The sequence below is a fragment of the Vibrio sp. 1580 genome, assembly GCF_033340055.1.
In genome coordinates this window covers 1-571 of sequence record NZ_JAWOVT010000537.1, presented here as the reverse complement: position 1 = coordinate 571, position 571 = coordinate 1, and the positions used below count along the sequence as shown (strand labels likewise).

The following is a 571-nucleotide window of genomic DNA, read 5'->3' as shown; positions in this document are numbered from 1 at the left end:
TGCGGTTCGTTACTACAAAGAAATGGGAATCGAAATCCCATCTGAACTGATGGCGCAATAACGCCAACTTCGCCCCGAGAGCATCTCGGGGTCTTTATTTTGTTTTGAACATTGAAAAAGCCGTTAGAGCTTGGAGTAGGATATGAGCGACTCTATGGAAAAGGAATTGCAGAAATTTGAGCTGCCCACGCGCACCGATTTCCCGTGGGTAACCACCACCATCACGGTGTTCGGCGTGGTACTTTCTGCATTGCATATTTGGTTTAACACCTTATCGACGTTACCGGAACTCTGGATATCCGCGACGCACTTTGCTGGCTTTGCGGTAATTTGTGCACTTTGGTATCCGGCTCATATCTCTTTGAAGCAGAGCAAAATGGCTCTAGCGGTCGATGTGCTCATCGCAGCAGGGGCTATCGCCTGTTTGCTTTACATTCCATATGCCGAAGATGCGTTGTATGAACGTGGTGTTAAGTTTGTCACTAGCGACTGGGTCTTTGCCATTATGGCGATATTGATCGTCATCGAACTGATTCGCCGCACCATGGGGTGGTTTATTCCTGTGTTGATT

Annotated in this window: 1 pseudogene; it reads left to right on the top strand. The window is 47.8% G+C overall.

Annotated features, from left to right (window positions below):
• Window positions 1-142 precede the first annotated feature (142 nt).
• Window positions 143-571 (top strand): annotated as a pseudogene (locus R7093_RS27035) (TRAP transporter permease); the annotation flags it as partial.